Below are 3,219 nucleotides of genomic sequence, written 5' to 3' on the forward strand. Positions count from 1 at the left end.
GTCTATATTCATGATTTAGATAAAAGTAATCTTCGTGGAATTACTCTTTATGGTAATGTTGTTAAACCGGGATTTTGGCCGCTGATTCAAGAAGGTATTCAGATAAAAGAGTTTTTTCAGCGAGAAATTACCCAAAATACCCTTAGAGGAGTATTTTTAGAGGATACCTATTTTGATTATGCGATTATCAAGCGTACCAATGCAAATCTTAAAGAAGAACTGATTGGATTTTCGCTCCAAGATACTCTCAGTGGAAAAGAGAAAATTGCTTTAAAAAATCGAGATGAACTCTTTATTTTAAATCAGACAATGGTCGCGGAAAAACCGGTTGTTAGAATATCGGGAGAGTGTGTTACCCGTCCGGGAGAGTATAAATTTTTTGATAAAATGACTCTTGAAGCGTTACTTGGAACAGCTGGAATGAACTGTCTGATTGATAGAAGTAAAATTACAATTATTTCAAAAGAGCAAAAAAACCATCGGCAAGTAGTAAAAACAGTCGATATGACCATGACACCTAATATTGCATTAAATGTATTTGATGAAGTAAAAGTTATGGGCTTTTATACCCTTAACCCGATGAAAAAAGCAACGATTAACGGAGAAGTTTATGCGCCGGGCGAATATCCTATCGGAGATGGTGAGTTTAGCTTACAAAAATTGATTCAAGCAGCGGGTGGTTTAACCGATAAGGCGAGCAATGAAAAAATAGAAATTGTCCGTTATTCGATTGTGAACGGTATCCGTACACGAGAGGTAAAAGAGATAACAATGTCGGACGTCATGGGTGAACGCTCACCACTTCTTACCAATTATGATGAAGTAACCATCTTTAAAGTCGCACAGTGGAATGAGCGTAAATCGGTTAAAATCCAAGGAAAAGTCAAATATCCGGGTGAATATCCGATTGAAGATGGTGATACTCTTAGTGATCTGCTTAAACGTGTCGGCGGTTTTACGGATGCAGCGTACGTTCAAGGTGCGGTATTTACCCGAGAAGAGCTAAAGTTGCGTCAACGAGAAGGGGTGGAACGTCAAATCAAAGATCTTGAACAACGTATTATGTTTATTGCGACGCAGCCTACTGAAGCAGGGCAAAATGCAGGTGATAAAGCGCAATTGGTTACGATGTTAGAAACACTTAAAGCGGAAGTTAAAAAAACGCAATTCGTAGGGCGTTTGGCGATTAATTTACAAAATGACATACGTCGCTTCGAAGGTAGCAGTTCGGATATTCTTCTGAAAAATGGGGATGCCCTGTACGTTCCGGAACGCGAAGATAGCGTTATGGTGCAAGGGCAGGTGCTAAATCCTAATGCGATTGTTTATAATGCAGAACTCACACTGGATGATTATTTGGCCAAAGCCGGTGGTCTTAAAGAGAGTGCTGATGAGAAAAATATTTTTGTGGTTCATGCTAACGGAGAAGCGGAAGGATTTAAAACATCGTATTTACTTGGATCATCGACGAAAGTCGGTCCGGGTGATGTGATTATTGTTCCAATGTATATTAGTACGTATAGCGGGATGCAACTAGCCAAAGACATTACGGCAATTTTGTATCAACTAGCAGTATCGGTTGCGGCTCTTGATACGATCGGAGCACTATAATGCAAAACGATCCAATAACGACCCAAGAAGATGAGATCGATCTTCGTGAGCTTGCTCGAACGATTGGCAAGCATAAAATAAAGCTTATTGTTTTTACATTAATTGTGACCGGTATGTCCGTTATATGGGGGTTGTCTAAACCTAATATTTATAATTCTCAAGCTGTTTTGGTTCCGCAAGAACAATCCAAATCAGCTTCTCTCGGTGGACTCGGAGCCTTGGCAGGTATGGCAGGTGTTGATTTGGGGGGTGGAGAGTTACAGGCCGATCAAGCGTATCAGCTTTATCTCGATGATTATCGTTGGATGCGTGAGTTTTTACTAAAATCAGGACTCTTTGAACGGCTAAACCGTCCAGATGGAGATAAAAACTATCGTTTTGCGTTGGGGTATGAGGGTATTTATCGGATGTTGAAATCATCTCCTGAGGTGACATTAGAACGTCCAAGTGAGAAAGAACGCGAAAGATTGCTGTTTAGTACGTATCAGGTATTCAAAGGGAAATTATCAATCGCCAGCGATAAAAAAACCTCTGTTATTACAGTGGCTTATAGTGATCCTGATGCGCTTCTTTCGCGCGATGCAGTGAAACTTTTTTTAGCGTACGCATCGGAATCACTTCGTAAGAATGAGCTTTCGGATATAGATAAAAAAATCCGTTATTACGATGAAGAACTCCAAAAAAGCAGTGATCTTGCCCTTAAAACACAGTTGTCGCAGCTAATGTCAGGCTTGATTCAAAAAAAAGTGTTGGCACACTCCAGCGAACTTTATAACGTTAAGATGATCACTGCTCCATCCGTTGCGTACGAACGAGACAAGGTAGGACCAAAGCGTGGAATGATAGTGGTTGTTTCGTTTATTACATCTTTGATCGTAGGGATATTCGGCATATTTTTGCTTGAATTTTTTCGAAAACAACCCTCGATTGAGGAGAATATTTGAGAAATCTCTCGATAGTTTTATCGACAACATTGGTTCTACATGCGGAGATCGTTATTCCAGCCAATCAAACGCATTCGGATTATTCTGCCCAAAACAGCGGGAAAACCGGTTTGATTGAGATGCCAAATGCACGGGTCATGGATGATTGGCGTATTCGCCCCCACCTCTACTACGGTGATCCCTTTATTTATTATGGATTGACGATTGCCCCTTTGCCCAGATTGGAAATAAATCTTCGAATGACTCAGGTTCAAGGGATGAGTGGATTTGTTGATTCTGATGGGTATGGTGAATACAAAGACAAAGCCATTGATATGAAATTTCTCCTCTCCAAGGAAGATGGTTTATCACCTGCCGTTGCGATAGGATTTGACGACATCCACGGTACGGGATTGTACTCTTCCAAATATTTGGTGGCAACGAAACGATTTGATTTTCTCGAAATGAGCGGTGGATACGCACTGGGGCGAATGGGAGGAGAAGACTTACGTAAGTATGGTGCTAATAATGCGGACGATCGAGGGATAACTTTTCTCAAAAGTACAAAATTCGGCGGAGGAAGCGTATTTGGAGGCATTGAAGCGCATGTGAACCCTCAGCTCTCTTTGAAAGCGGAATACAGTCCGATTGAGTATCGGTATGATTATATTAATCCCTTTACGTC

Annotated in this window: 3 protein-coding genes; all 3 read left to right on the plus strand. The window is 40.9% G+C overall.

Features of this window, described 5'->3' with window-relative positions; all coding sequences use genetic code 11:
- A partial coding sequence (locus WA010_RS11190) for an SLBB domain-containing protein (protein ID WP_422557198.1) occupies nt 1-1,611 on the plus strand: 1,611 nt, incomplete at its 5' end.
- Complete coding sequence (locus tag WA010_RS11195) at nt 1,611-2,555, plus strand: Wzz/FepE/Etk N-terminal domain-containing protein (RefSeq protein ID WP_422557199.1); 945 nt, start codon at nt 1,611-1,613, stop codon at nt 2,553-2,555. The genes WA010_RS11190 and WA010_RS11195, both read left to right, overlap by 1 nt.
- Nucleotides 2,552-3,219: YjbH domain-containing protein (locus WA010_RS11200; RefSeq protein WP_422557200.1), on the plus strand; the 668-nt coding region annotated here is incomplete at its 3' end. The genes WA010_RS11195 and WA010_RS11200, both read left to right, overlap by 4 nt.

Source organism: Sulfuricurvum sp. (assembly GCF_049305995.1).
Classification (GTDB): domain Bacteria; phylum Campylobacterota; class Campylobacteria; order Campylobacterales; family Sulfurimonadaceae; genus Sulfuricurvum.

Excerpts from the sequence above, each read along its gene's own strand:
- WA010_RS11195 (WP_422557199.1), top strand. The coding sequence starts at position 1,611 with ATGCAAAACGATCCAATAACGACCCAAGAAGATGAGATCGATCTTCGT.